The following is a 12,766-nucleotide window of genomic DNA, read 5'->3' as shown; positions in this document are numbered from 1 at the left end:
GTCTATGAATTTATGTAGATCCCACATTTGGACGGTGTTTGGCAGTGATTTTTCAGGGCAGTTCGAGGCCGCCGGCGGCCTTGTGCAGTTGGCGCAGATGCTCGCCCATTTGCTTGAGGTTGGCTTCGCAGGCGGCAATCTCGTCGGCACGGGAAGGGTCCAGCAGCGCCCTGACCTCTTTATCCAGATCGCCGGTCAACGACTGCAATTGCTTCTGGCGCTCGGCGCTTTCCGATTCCAGGCGTTTGGACTCCGACGGTTGCGGCAGGCCGTAGCCACCGCTGCCCAGCAGTTCAGCCGGACGGCTGAGGAAGCCACTGTTGGCGAGGATTTGCTGCAGGGTGTTGTTGGCTTGTTCCATGCCACCGTTTTTCAGCTCGCGGGCGCTGAGGTAGCGTTGCTTGACTTCGTCCTGGGCCAGCATCAGTTGTCTGCGATAGCTGGCTTGTTCCAGCAGTAGCAGTGCGGCGCTGGTGCGTAAGTCGGCCTGGCTGAACCACTGTCGTCGCTCGGCCGCACTCAGGGACAGCCAATCTTCAACCTGGGTCTGCTGGATTGGCAGGCGTTTGCGCAGCACATCAAACATTGCCTGATAGCGTTCGCGGAACGAGTCGAAGTGATAGCCCAGGCGCAATGCCTCGCGCTTGTCGTCAAGTACGCTGGTATCGGCCAGGCCGCGTGCGCTGAGTACTTCCAGCAAGCCGTTGGGGGTGATGTTATCCAGGCCGGTCAGTTGTGGATTGGCGCTGCCGCTGCGCAACAGTTTCAGGCTTTCCACCGCGCAGTTGTTGGAAATGAAGAAGTAGTTGCCGTCGTAGCTCCAGTGCATTTCGGCGGCGTGCTCGACGGTGTCGGTGATCTCCTGGCGGTTGAGCTTCAGTGGCACCGAGGCCAGGCCGCGCAGTTCCGTCTTGGTGTACTCATCGATCACTTGGGCCAGCGGCAGTACGAACAATCGCGACGGGTATTTGCCGACCAGGCCATCCCAGCTCGACAGTTGCACGTCACCCACGAAAGCGCGGTACGACAGCACCAGGTGCTGGTCGAGGTCCAGGCGACAGTCCGGGCCGCGCGGGCGGCCCGGTGCGCAGATCACCAGGCGCAACATGCTGTGGCCCCAGCGGCTCACCAGGTTCTGGTTGGCTTCGGCCAGCAGGTAGTCGATTTCGTAGACGCGCTCGGGGTCGACCTGACCCAGCGGCGTCTTGGCAAAGTCGTTGCCGGCATTCAGGAACGCGTAGGTCTTGGCGCAGGTGTCCTGCTCAGGTGGTGCCCAGCCGAAGTGTTCCTTGTAGTAGCGAAACAGCGCAGGACGGCGGCAGGCGTAGCTGGGGTCGAGGAGAAAATACTCCATGTTGACCGCTACGAACTCCAGTGGGCTGGTGGTTTCGTAGAGATCCGGGCTGCGCGCAACTTGATGGTTGTGTTGCTCGCGCTCGCCGCGGCGGCCGACGTATTGCGGCCAGCCGGCAAGGTCGAGCAGGCGGGGGTCGTCGCTGAGGGTAAAGCGGCGGTCATTCTGACCCCGGCATTGATCGGGCAGGCCGATCAGGCCGGTGATGTTGTTCTGGCGGCTGCAGCGATTGATCAGAGCGCGGTCGTCTTTGGACCATAGGCGTGCACGATCGTAGATATGGGTCAGTTCATGCAGCACAGTGGCGAGCATTTCCCGGCGCACGGTGCCGTGGGGGCGATTGGTTTTCTGGGTGGCGGCGCTGCCATCGGTCAGGCTGGCGAGCAGGTTCCGGTTGAGGTCCAGCTCGGACACCAGAGAAGCCTGGCCGTAGGCGTTTTCCGGCATCTTGTCGGTCCAGCCGACATCGATGCGCCGGTCCAACTGCTCGATAAAGCGCGGCGGCAGGGAGCGCATCGCTTCATCGAGCAACGCCTGGCTGGCCTGCTGTTCGGCCGGGCTCAAACCCTCGGTTATGAGCCTCAGTTGCAGGCTGGCCTGGGCGGTACCTGCGCACAGCAGCACAGCCCAGGCCAGTAGCCAGGCGGCGACGCGCCTCACAGTGCGAGGATGGCTTCAGCGAGAGTCTGGTCACTGGCATCGCGGGCTTCAGGTACGCGAGTTCGCAGGGTGTCGAAAGCAGCTTCCAGTTGGGCGCCGCGGATCTCGCCATTGGAGGCGACGAAACTGGCTGCATCATCGTGGGCTTCACGCACGATTTTGGAATCGCGGATGGAGGTGGTGGTGTCCGAAGTGAAATCAATCGTGCGGGCCGAAGCACGTACGATGATGTTACTGGTGGCTTTCAGGGTTTGCGCGTGGGCGACATCGGCCAACAACAGCAGGCCGAGAGCGGCGGCGATCAGCGGGCTACGCATGGACTAACTCCAGAATACAAAGATGACTATTGGACGAGAATTGCTTGCGCCAGTTCAAGGTCGCTGGCGTTAAGTTTTGGCTGGGTACGGCGCAGGTAATCCAGTGCGGATTCCAGTCGGGCGCCCCGCCATTGGCCGTCTGTGGCTATATACGCGGCAGCGTCATCCCGGGCGGCCAGTATTCTTTTTCTGTCAAAGGGCGCTGATGTCACCTTGCTGGTGGCATAGGCACTGATGACGGTGCTCTGGGTGGACACATCAAAGGCTGATGCCAGTGGTGACCAGCAGGCGCAAATCAATACAGGAACAAACAACAGGCGGTATGAAAATGCCATGGGTCTCGACAACTGAAAGCGAGCGCCAAGGCTAGCGCAATGCCCGGGCGAGAGCCAGCGGCGATGCGTCCGGGAGCGGCGGCGCTCCCGGAATTTCATCTGCGATCAGATTGCCAGGATTGCCTGGGCCAACTGCGCATCAGTCGCGGTATTCAACTGTGGCGCTTGTTGGCGGATGTGGGCCAGGGCGCTTTCCAGTTTCACGCCACGGATGGCGCCTTCGCTGGCGACGAAGCTGGCGGCGTCGTCACGGGCGGCTTGTACCACCTTGTGGTCACGCAAGGAGGAGGTTGCATCGGAGCTGGCATCGGAAGTGGCTTTGAGCGCACCGACGATCGAGTCAGTGGTCACGATGAGGCTGCTCGCGTTGGCGTTGGCAGTGATGGCCAACAGGGCAGCAGCACTCAGCAGGCGGAGACGGGACATGGGTTAACTCCTGTAGATAGACAAATAATGCGGCGCAGAGCGGCCACTGTGAAACGGACATGGGTGCTATTGGGCATCAGACGTCTGTTCTACAAAGTTCGCCACGTGGTGGTGGATATTAAGCCGTCGTCTGTCCGTTCGGAAGCCTGCAATTTAATTGTACTGGTGTTTTTTGGAATTTATAAAACTGTACTAGTCCACGTAAACCAGGCCGCTGATTCGGCGCCCATAAACAGCAAAGCCCGCCTCCGGTTTCCCGGGGCGGGCTTTGCTTTGACAAATCAGGGTGCTGGCGGTGGACCCGGCGGGTCAGGGCCAGCGGGCGCCAATTAGCGCCAGAACGGCTTGCTCAGCTCTTCGTAGCGTTGAGCTTCACTGATACCGGCGTCAGCCAGCAGACGCGAATCCAGACGAGCCAGTTGGTGGCGGCTGGAGATGCGGCGCTGCCACAACATCAGGTTGGCGAGAACGCGCAAAGGCAGGGAAGCCTGGGAGTTTACAGCTTTTTCTTCGAAGAACAGTTCGGAACTGAGTGTACGTTCCATGATGACATCCTTCCGCTTGTGGCGGGATTAGGTAGTGGTTTAACTGATGCCAATGATCCTCCTCTCGCGCAAGACTCTCTAGATACAGTTCACCTGTATTGTGAGAGGCCAGTTAACTGTTTATAGGTGCTGTACCGTACGGAAATAGGGCAACTGTACCTGTCTGCACTGAAACAGTGCGAAATAGGCATTTTCGGTGAGGGGAGTAGGATAATTCGGTAGGAAAAGACCGGTACAGCAGTACAGTTTTTTACGGATGTGTGGTTTGACCTGCCGAGCTGATGAAACTGTGTTTGCATCAGCCCGGATCTGTACCAATCAAGCCTTGAGCATATGCCCGGTTTCTTCCAGGTTGATGTGCCAACTCAGTGCTTCGCGCAGGATGTGTGGAGTATGCCCACCGATTGCACAGGCCGCGTCGAAGTAGCGGTTGAGCGCATCGCGGTAGGCCGGGTGCACGCAGTTGTCGATGATCACGCGGGCCCGTTCCCGCGGCGCGAGGCCGCGCAGGTCGGCCAGGCCGACTTCGGTTACCAGGATGTCGACATCATGTTCGGTGTGGTCCACATGGCTGACCATCGGTACCACGCTGGAAATCGCGCCGCCCTTGGCTATCGACTTGGTCACAAAGATCGCCAGGTGTGCGTTGCGGGCGAAATCCCCGGAGCCGCCGATGCCGTTCATCATCCGCGTACCGCAGACGTGGGTGGAGTTGACGTTGCCGTAGATGTCGAATTCCAGCGCGGTATTGATACCGATAATGCCCAGGCGGCGCACCACTTCCGGATGGTTGGAGATCTCCTGCGGGCGCAGTACCAGCTTGTCTTTATAGTGTTCCAGGTTGCCGAATACATCGGCATTGCGCCGTTCCGACAGCGTGATCGAGCTGCCGGATGCAAAACTCAGCTTGCCGGCGTCGATCAGGTCGAACGTCGAATCCTGCAACACTTCCGAGTACATGGTCAGTTCTTCGAACGGCGATTCGATCAGGCCGCACATCACTGCGTTGGCGATATTGCCGATACCGGCCTGCAGCGGACCCAGTTTGTTGGTCATGCGCCCAGCGTCCACTTCCTGCTTGAGGAAGTTGATCAGGTGATTGGCGATGCCCTGCGTGTCGCTGTCGGGCGGCGTCACGGTTGAGGCTGAGTCGGCCTGGTTGGTGATCACAATGGCGACGATTTTTTCCGGTGGGATCGGAATTGCAGTGCTGCCGATGCGGTCGTCGACTTTGACCAGCGGAATCGGTGTGCGCGTCGGCCGGTAAGTCGGGATATAGATGTCGTGCAGCCCTTCCAGGTTCGGGTTGTGCGCCAGGTTGATCTCGACGATGACCTGCTTGGCGAATATCGCAAAGCTGGCCGAGTTGCCCACGGAGGTGGTCGGTACGATGTGCCCTTGTTCGGTAATCGCCACGGCTTCGATCACCGCGATGTCCGGCAACTTGAGTTGGTTGTTGCGCAGTTGCTCGACCGTTTCCGACAAATGCTGGTCGATAAACATCACTTCGCCGGCGTTAATCGCCTTGCGTAGGGTGCTGTCGACCTGGAATGGCATGCGGCGGGACAGCACGCCGGCTTCGGTCAGCTGTTTGTCCAGGTCGTTGCCCAGGCTGGCGCCGGTCATCAGGGTGATTTTCAGTGGAGAGGTCTTGGCGCGTTCCGCCAGTGCATGCGGAACGGCCTTGGCTTCACCGGCACGGGTGAAGCCGCTCATGCCGACGGTCATGCCGTCCTCGATCAGTGCGGCGGCGTCGGCCGGGCTCATGACCTTATTCAACAGCGAAGGCAAGCGGATACGATCACGGTACATGAATGGTTATCTCAGGCTACGGAAGCAAGGTGCGCAGTTTAGTGATTTCAAAAAAATTCGGCCCGCTACCATGGTCGAATGCCGGGCAGCGATTTAGAGCCTTTGGTCGGGTTTCATCAGGCCAATAAAAAACCCCAGCCTACCGGAGGCCAGGGTTTTGGGTATTGCGCTGGCGCAGTGTTATTCGACGGCCTTGACCATATCTTCGATGACCTTCTTGGCGTCGCCGAAGACCATCATGGTCTTGTCCAGGTAGAACAACTCGTTATCCAGGCCGGCATAACCGCTGGCCATCGAACGTTTGTTGACGATGATCGTCTTGGCCTTGAACGCTTCGAGGATCGGCATGCCGGCGATCGGTGAGTTCGGGTCGTTCTTGGCGGCTGGGTTGACCACGTCGTTGGCGCCCAACACCAGCACCACATCGGCCTGGCCGAATTCAGAGTTGATGTCTTCCATCTCGAACACTTGATCGTAAGGCACTTCGGCCTCGGCGAGCAGCACGTTCATGTGCCCTGGCATCCGACCTGCCACGGGGTGGATCGCGTACTTCACGGTGACGCCGTGGTGGGTCAGCTTCTCGGTCAGCTCCTTGAGCGCGTGTTGCGCCCGAGCCACCGCGAGGCCATAGCCCGGCACGATGATCACGGTGTCGGCGTTGGTCAGCAGGAACGTCGCGTCGTCGGCCGAGCCCGACTTCACTGGGCGCGCTTCCTTGGAACCGGTCGCCGCGCCGGCGTCCGAGGTATTGCCGAAACCCCCCAGCAATACATTAAAGAAGGAGCGGTTCATTGCCTTGCACATGATGTACGACAGGATCGCGCCGCTGGAGCCTACCAGGGAGCCGGCGATGATCAGCATCGAGTTGTTCAGCGAGAAGCCGATACCCGCCGCCGCCCAGCCGGAGTAGCTGTTGAGCATCGATACGACGACGGGCATGTCGGCGCCGCCAATCGGGATGATGATCAGCACGCCGAGCACGAAGGCCAGGGCCAGCATCAGCGCGAACGCTGTGAGGTTGCCCGTGAACATGAACGCCAGGCCCAGGCCCAATGTTGCGAGGCCGAGCACCAGGTTCAGCTTGTGCTGGCCGCCGAACTGTACGGGTGCGCCCTGGAACAGGCGGAACTTGTACTTGCCCGACAGTTTGCCGAACGCGATCACTGAGCCTGAGAAGGTAATCGCACCGATGGCGGCACCGAGGAACAGCTCCAGGCGGTTGCCGGCAGGGATCGAGTCGCCCAGGTGTTTGACGATACCCAGGGATTGCGGCTCGACCACGGCGGCAATCGCGATGAACACGGCTGCCAGGCCGATCATGCTGTGCATGAAGGCTACCAGCTCCGGCATCTTGGTCATTTCTACGCGCTTGGCCATGATCGAGCCGGCCGTGCCGCCGATCAGCAGGCCGACAATCACGTAGCCGATACCGGCGGTGGCCAGCTCCGCGCCGAGCTTATAGATGAGGCCTACGGTGGTGAGTACAGCCAGCGCCATGCCGAGCATGCCGAACAGGTTGCCACGTCGCGAAGTGGTGGGGTGCGACAGGCCTTTGAGGGCCTGGATGAAGCAGATCGACGCGATCAGGTAGAGCGTCGTTACCAGGTTCATACTCATTACTTCTGCACCTCTTCTTTAACTTTGGGCGCTTTCTTCTTGAACATCTCCAGCATCCTGCGAGTGACCAGGAAGCCGCCGAATACGTTGACCGCCGCCAGGGCGACAGCCAGGGTGCCCATGGTCTTGCCCAGTGGCGTCACGGTGAGTGCCGCGGCCAGCATGGCGCCGACGATGACAATTGCGGAAATAGCGTTGGTCACGGCCATCAATGGCGTGTGCAGTGCGGGGGTAACGTTCCAGACCACGTGATAACCGACATAAATGGCCAGCACAAAGATGATCAGGTTGTAGATACCGGGGGAGATAAGCTCTTCCATCGTCTGAGTCCCTGCTTAGGCGTTTTTGCGGATGACTTGGCCGTCGCGGCACATCAGGCACGCGGCGACGATGTCGTCTTCGAGGTTGATTTCAAACTGCCCTTCCTTGGTGAAGACCAGCTTCAGGAAGTCCAGCAGGTTGCGCGCATACAAGGCAGACGCGTCCGCGGCGACGGCACCGGCCAGGTTGGTTGGGCCGCAAATGATGACGCCGTTTTCCACCACTACCTGGTCAGCCACGGTCAGCGGGCAGTTGCCGCCTTGGGCGGCCGCGAGGTCGATGACCACTGACCCCGGCTTCATTTGTGCAACCGTTTCTGCGCTCAGCAGAGTCGGTGCCTTGCGGCCTGGAATCAACGCCGTGGTGATGATGATGTCAGCCTGCTTGGCGCGTTCGTGCACTGCCAGGGCCTGGCGCTGCATCCAGCTGCTCGGCATCGGGCGTGCGTAACCACCGACACCGACGGCGCATTCGCGCTCTTCATCGGTTTCGTACGGAACGTCGACGAACTTGGCGCCGAGGGATTCGATCTGCTCTTTGACGGCCGGGCGCACGTCGGAAGCTTCGATCACTGCACCCAGACGTTTCGCTGTCGCGATAGCCTGGAGACCGGCAACCCCGGCACCCAGGATCAGTACACGGGCAGCCTTAACGGTGCCTGCGGCGGTCATCAGCATCGGCATGAAGCGTGGGTAGTGGTGAGCGGCGAGCAACACGGCTTTATAGCCGGCAATGTTGGCCTGGGAGGACAGCACATCCAGGCTCTGGGCCCGCGACGTGCGTGGAGCGGCTTCGAGTGCGAATGCAGTGATGCCGTGCTCGGCCAGCTTGGCGATGGTTTCGTTGCTGAACGGATTGAGCATGCCCACCAATACGGTACCGCTTTTGATCAGCGCCAGTTCGCTGTCGCTGGGGGCAACCACCTTGAGAATCAGCTCGGCACCCAATGCATCGTTGGCACTGCCAATGGTTGCGCCTGCCGTTTCATAGGCACTGTCGACGATGCTGGCTTTGACGCCCGCTCCGCTTTGCACAGTGACCTTATGGCCCTGGCCGATCAGCTTCTTGATGGTTTCCGGGGTGGCAGCCACCCGCGTTTCACCGGTCTGGGTTTCGAGAGGAACACCAATGTGCACGTCAAATCTCCTGCATGATCTTTTTGCTTTTGATCTTTTTGTAAAAAGGCCAGTGCACCGCGAGTGGCGCATCTGGGGCGGCCGATCAGCACGATCCCGCTGAAATGACAGCGGGGCGCGGCATTTTGCAGGCGAACTTTACGGCCTTCAAGAGATTATGACGGGTGACGAAAAATTAACTACAAGTCACCCTGTGACTGATTGTCGCAATGCCCTGGAATAACCTCTTTAAATACAGGTGTTTAAAGGTATTCAGGTGTTTTTTTGGTTTTTTTGCATCGTTGCTGTGAATGGTCGCGTATTGGCCGTTTTAAGTCGCTACAGGCCATGTAGATTGTGGCTTTTGGCCTCATTTTTTATCAATCAGTACAGTCTGCTTAAATGCGACATATACGTATATCTGTAGGATTAAAATTTATTTGACTACACGGTCAATAATCCGTGATCTCCCCTTTAAATGCTTGGGATGTAGCGTTGTGATTGATCGATCAGCCAATCCCTGAATGCGTGCAATGACGCTGATTCGACTTTTCGCTCGGGAATCATCAGGTAGTAAGCCTTCGAGCTGCTCAGTGCCTTGGCGTTGGCAATCACCAACTGCCTCTCATCCAGTTCGCGTTGGATGAGAAAGGGTGGAATCAGGGCGATGCCCATGTCATGCATGGCTGCCTGGGACAACATCGAGAATAGCTCGTAACGGGGGCCTGTCATGTCGCGGGGTATGTTCAAGTGTTGCGCGTTGAACCATTGGCGCCAGGCATAGGGTCGAGTGGTTTGCTGCAGCAGCGGCAGTTCTGCGATCTGCTGGGGGCTGAAGTGAGTGTGGGTACCCAGTAAGCGCGGGCTGCACACGGGAACCGGGTTTTCACCCATCAGTCGATGGGATTCGGTGCCGGACCAGTCGGCATCGCCAAAGTAGATTGCGGCATCGAACTCGGTGTCGGCAAACAGAAAGGGGCGCGTGCGATTGGTCAGGTTGACCGTGACTTCCGGGTGCTGGCGTTGAAAATCCTTGAGCCGTGGGATCAGCCATTGAGTGCCGAAAGTAGGGACTACGGCCAGTTCGATGACATTAGTGCCCTGCTGCCCCATGACCGACAAGGTGTCGCGTTCCACGGCATCCAATTGCATGGCGACGCGACGGCTATAGGACAGCCCTGCTTCCGTCAGCTTTACCCCGCGCCGCGAGCGCCGAAACAGCTCGACACTTAAAAACTCTTCAAGACTGGCAATCTGTCGACAGATGGCGCCCTGGGTAATGGAAAGCTCATGCGCCGCCTTGGTAAAGCTCTCGTGGCGGGCCGCCGCTTCGAAACTGACGAGGGCGGTGGTACTGGGGATTTTTCTGCGCATGTACGGTGTACTCACTTATAAAACGCGTGTGTGTGGTTCTTGGCGTTTTCGAAGTGAGAAATTAGCACAACCCTATGAGGAAACCTCGTTTGCCCTCTGCGTTTGCTCGGCCTAGGCTCCATCCACGACTTCTGATTCTTTGCGCGAGGACTTATTCATGGCTGGCAAGGCAAGCTTCAACTGGATCGATCCGCTGTTGTTGGATCAACAGCTCACCGAAGAAGAGCGCATGGTGCGTGACAGCGCTGAGCAATTTGCCCAGGACAAGCTGGCGCCGCGTGTCCTCGAAGCTTTCCGCCATGAAAAAACCGACCCTGCGATCTTCCGTGAAATGGGGGAAACCGGCCTGCTGGGGGCGATGATTCCCGAGCAGTACGGTGGCAGTGGTTTGAACTACGTCAGCTATGGGCTGATTGCGCGTGAAGTAGAGCGCGTAGATTCCGGCTATCGTTCGATGATGAGTGTGCAGTCGTCACTGGTCATGGTGCCGATCAATGAATTTGGTACTGAGGCACAGAAGCAGAAGTACCTGCCGAAATTGGCCTCTGGCGAATGGATTGGCTGTTTTGGCCTGACCGAACCCAATCATGGGTCTGACCCGGGCGCAATGATTACCCGCGCGCGCAAGGTGGAGGGTGGCTATAGCCTGACGGGCGCCAAAATGTGGATCACCAATAGTCCCATCGCCGATGTGTTTGTGGTGTGGGGCAAGGACGATGCCGGCGATATCCGTGGTTTTGTCTTGGAGAAAGGCTGGAAGGGTCTGAGCGCTCCGGCGATTCATGGCAAGGTTGGGTTGCGTGCTTCCATCACTGGCGAGATCGTCATGGATAACGTGTTTGTGCCGCAAGAGAATATCTTCCCGGATGTGCGAGGTTTGAAAGGGCCGTTCACCTGCCTCAACTCTGCGCGTTACGGTATTTCCTGGGGGGCGTTGGGTGCAGCTGAATTTTGCTGGCATACCGCCCGTCAATACACCCTCGATCGTCAGCAGTTCGGCCGTCCTTTGGCGGCAACCCAACTGATCCAGAAGAAGCTGGCCGACATGCAAACCGAGATCACTCTTGCCCTGCAAGGCTGCCTGCGTCTGGGGCGTATGAAGGATGAGGGTACGGCCGCGGTTGAGATTACCTCGATCATGAAGCGCAACTCGTGTGGCAAGTCCCTGGATATCGCGCGTATGGCGCGGGACATGCTGGGGGGTAACGGTATCTCCGATGAGTTCGGCGTCGCGCGTCACTTGGTCAACCTGGAGGTGGTGAATACCTACGAAGGTACTCATGACGTGCATGCCCTGATCCTGGGGCGTGCACAAACCGGTCTTCAGGCCTTCTATTAATAGGAGCACGGCATGGGCGCGCTTTCGCACCTGAGGGTGCTGGATTTATCGCGAGTATTGGCGGGGCCATGGTCCGGGCAGATTCTCGCGGACCTTGGGGCGGAAGTCATCAAGGTCGAGCGGCCAGGTGTGGGCGACGATACGCGAGCATGGGGTCCGCCGTTCCTCAAGGACGCTGATGGCGAGAGCACCAGCGAGGCGGCGTATTATCTGTCGGCGAATCGTAACAAGGAGTCGGTGACCATCGATTTCACGCGGCCAGAGGGGCAGAAACTGGTACGCGACCTGGCGGCCAAGTCCGACATCCTGATCGAGAACTTCAAGGTGGGTGGGCTGGCAGCCTATGGGCTGGATTATGAGTCGCTCAAGGAGCTCAATCCGGAGCTGATCTATTGCTCGATAACGGGCTTCGGCCAGACGGGGCCTTATGCGACGCGTCCCGGTTACGACTTTATGATTCAGGGGCTGGGCGGACTCATGAGTCTGACCGGTCGACCCGAGGGTGATGATGGGGCTGGGCCGGTGAAGGTTGGCGTGGCGTTGACCGACATCCTGACGGGGCTTTACTCGACCGTGGCGATCCTCGCCGCGCTGGCTCATCGGGATCATGATGGTGGTGGCCAGCATATCGATATGGCTCTGTTGGATGTGCAGGTGGCATGTCTGGCTAACCAAGCCATGAATTACCTGACGACGGGAGTGCCGCCAAAGCGTCTTGGTAATGCGCATCCGAATATCGTGCCCTATCAGGATTTCCCCACGGCTGATGGTGACTTCATATTGACGGTGGGTAACGACGGTCAATTTCGTAAGTTCGCTGAAGTGGCCGGCCGGCCGATGTGGGCAGATGACCCGCGCTTTGCAACCAATAAGGCGCGAGTGGCCAACCGTGCAGAGCTGATTCCGTTGATTCGCCAGGCTACGGTCTTCAAGACGACGGCTGAGTGGGTGTCACAGTTGGAGCAAGTGGGCGTGCCGTGTGGGCCTATCAATGATTTGGCGCAGGTGTTCGCCGACCCTCAGGTCAGGGCGCGTGGCTTGGCGATGACGCTACCCCATGGCTTGGCGGGGGTGGTACCTCAGGTTGCCAGCCCGATCAGGTTGTCCAAGACTCCAGTGGAGTATCGGAGTGCGCCTCCTCTATTAGGTGAGCATACCGTCAAGGTGCTGCAAGACGTTCTGGGATTGATGCCGGCCAGTGTCGCTGCTTTAAGAGAGGCAGGAGTAATCTGAAAGCGGTCTTCTATATAGAAGGCGCTGGAGCGGCTTGGTTGTTTTTTGAACAAAGGCAACTGTTTGATAGGAAAGAAGAATTAATGGTTGACGGCGAATTATATCTGTCTATAATTCGCCCCACTTCCGGCGCAGTCGAAACTCAAAACTCCTTGGTAAACAAGAAGTTACGAAGATTCAGGCAGCGAATAGCTTCAGTTCATCGAAGCCCAGAAGGAGTTGATAGGGCGGTGTTGTTTGACTCTATCAACGGTTCGATCTTCTCGGTCGAAAGCGGAGAAAAAGAGGTGTTGACAGCAGCGTGTAACGCTGTAGAAT

General features: G+C 58.4%; 13 protein-coding genes. 3 read left to right on the top strand and 10 right to left on the bottom strand.

Features of this window, described 5'->3' with window-relative positions:
- Nucleotides 1-52 precede the first annotated feature (52 nt).
- The 10 genes from ACQRBT_RS08670 to ACQRBT_RS08625 all read right to left on the bottom strand — a co-directional run bounded on the left by ACQRBT_RS08670 (nt 53) and on the right by ACQRBT_RS08625 (nt 9,876).
- On the bottom strand, nt 53-2,014 hold the full coding sequence (locus ACQRBT_RS08670) for a DUF4105 domain-containing protein (protein WP_411985771.1): 1,962 nt from the start codon (nt 2,012-2,014) through the stop codon (nt 53-55).
- Nucleotides 2,011-2,331: a DUF2388 domain-containing protein gene (locus ACQRBT_RS08665; RefSeq protein ID WP_060756468.1), complete on the bottom strand. Its 321-nt coding sequence runs from the start codon at nt 2,329-2,331 to the stop codon at nt 2,011-2,013. The genes ACQRBT_RS08670 and ACQRBT_RS08665 overlap by 4 nt, the downstream gene beginning before the upstream one ends.
- 26 nt (nt 2,332-2,357) lie before the next feature.
- On the bottom strand, nt 2,358-2,666 hold the full coding sequence (locus tag ACQRBT_RS08660) for a DUF2388 domain-containing protein (protein WP_081087082.1): 309 nt from the start codon (nt 2,664-2,666) through the stop codon (nt 2,358-2,360).
- A gap of 105 nt (nt 2,667-2,771) precedes the next feature.
- Nucleotides 2,772-3,092: a DUF2388 domain-containing protein gene (locus tag ACQRBT_RS08655; protein WP_060756467.1), complete on the bottom strand. Its 321-nt coding sequence runs from the start codon at nt 3,090-3,092 to the stop codon at nt 2,772-2,774.
- A gap of 329 nt (nt 3,093-3,421) precedes the next feature.
- On the bottom strand, nt 3,422-3,637 hold the full coding sequence (locus tag ACQRBT_RS08650; RefSeq protein ID WP_003170833.1) for a DUF1127 domain-containing protein: 216 nt from the start codon (nt 3,635-3,637) through the stop codon (nt 3,422-3,424).
- A 318-nt stretch (nt 3,638-3,955) separates the two neighbouring features.
- Entirely contained in the window at nt 3,956-5,449 is a 1,494-nt protein-coding gene (locus tag ACQRBT_RS08645) for an acetyl-CoA hydrolase/transferase family protein (RefSeq protein ID WP_060756466.1), read from the bottom strand.
- 180 nt (nt 5,450-5,629) lie between these two features.
- Nucleotides 5,630-7,066: an NAD(P)(+) transhydrogenase (Re/Si-specific) subunit beta gene (locus ACQRBT_RS08640; protein WP_060756465.1), complete on the bottom strand. Its 1,437-nt coding sequence runs from the start codon at nt 7,064-7,066 to the stop codon at nt 5,630-5,632.
- Entirely contained in the window at nt 7,066-7,386 is a 321-nt protein-coding gene (locus ACQRBT_RS08635; protein ID WP_025854291.1) for an NAD(P) transhydrogenase subunit alpha, read from the bottom strand. Before ACQRBT_RS08635 ends, ACQRBT_RS08640 begins: the two co-directional genes overlap by 1 nt.
- Nucleotides 7,387-7,401: 15 nt before the next feature.
- Nucleotides 7,402-8,523: a Re/Si-specific NAD(P)(+) transhydrogenase subunit alpha gene (locus ACQRBT_RS08630; RefSeq protein ID WP_060756464.1), complete on the bottom strand. Its 1,122-nt coding sequence runs from the start codon at nt 8,521-8,523 to the stop codon at nt 7,402-7,404.
- 453 nt (nt 8,524-8,976) lie between these two features.
- A complete protein-coding gene (locus tag ACQRBT_RS08625; protein ID WP_060756463.1) occupies nt 8,977-9,876 on the bottom strand; it encodes a LysR family transcriptional regulator in 900 nt (299 codons plus the stop codon).
- 157 nt (nt 9,877-10,033) lie between these two features.
- Between ACQRBT_RS08625 and ACQRBT_RS08620 the strand changes: the two genes are divergently transcribed.
- The 3 genes from ACQRBT_RS08620 to ACQRBT_RS08610 all read left to right on the top strand — a co-directional run.
- Complete coding sequence (locus ACQRBT_RS08620; protein ID WP_090367687.1) at nt 10,034-11,215, top strand: acyl-CoA dehydrogenase; 1,182 nt, start codon at nt 10,034-10,036, stop codon at nt 11,213-11,215.
- A gap of 12 nt (nt 11,216-11,227) precedes the next feature.
- On the top strand, nt 11,228-12,448 hold the full coding sequence (locus ACQRBT_RS08615; protein WP_090367684.1) for a CaiB/BaiF CoA transferase family protein: 1,221 nt from the start codon (nt 11,228-11,230) through the stop codon (nt 12,446-12,448).
- Nucleotides 12,449-12,486: 38 nt separating this feature from the next.
- On the top strand, nt 12,487-12,766 hold a 280-nt coding region (locus ACQRBT_RS08610), incomplete at its 3' end, for a hypothetical protein (protein ID WP_427851673.1).

The sequence above is a fragment of the Pseudomonas sp. R19M genome, assembly GCF_050312585.1.
Taxonomy (GTDB): Bacteria; Pseudomonadota; Gammaproteobacteria; order Pseudomonadales; family Pseudomonadaceae; genus Aquipseudomonas; species Aquipseudomonas palleroniana.
The sequence above is the reverse complement of the archived record's forward strand: the minus strand, read 5'-3'. Positions and strand labels throughout refer to the sequence as shown.